Origin of the sequence: Psychrobacter sp. Sarcosine-02u-2, from assembly GCF_002836335.1 — a bacterium.
Classification (GTDB): domain Bacteria; phylum Pseudomonadota; class Gammaproteobacteria; order Pseudomonadales; family Moraxellaceae; genus Psychrobacter; species Psychrobacter faecalis.
On the sequence record NZ_PJBX01000096.1, the window covers coordinates 1 to 264 of the forward strand.

The 264-nt window shown below is 42.4% G+C and carries 1 protein-coding gene; it reads right to left on the reverse strand.

Annotated features, from left to right (window positions below; genetic code table 11):
• A partial coding sequence (locus CXF58_RS01410) for a DDE-type integrase/transposase/recombinase (RefSeq protein ID WP_145989786.1) occupies positions 1–264 on the reverse strand: 264 nt, incomplete at both ends.

Sequence of the window (264 nt, forward strand, 5' to 3'; positions counted from 1 at the left end):
TAATAATGCATATACTCATGAATCTGTTTCTCTAAAGCCTCAATCGAGGTCGGCTTTTCAAGGTAAATAGTCTCACACTTTAGCGTACCGAAGAAGCCTTCCATCAATGCATTGTCTAAGCAGTTCCCTTTTCGGCTCATACTTTGCTTAATGTCATTCTCTTTAAGCGTATTCGCAAACGTCTTCATCTGATAATGCCACCCTTGATCTGAGTGCAGTGTTAGCTCCTCCTTGCGCCTTGTAGGTATGCCCTTAATTGCACTG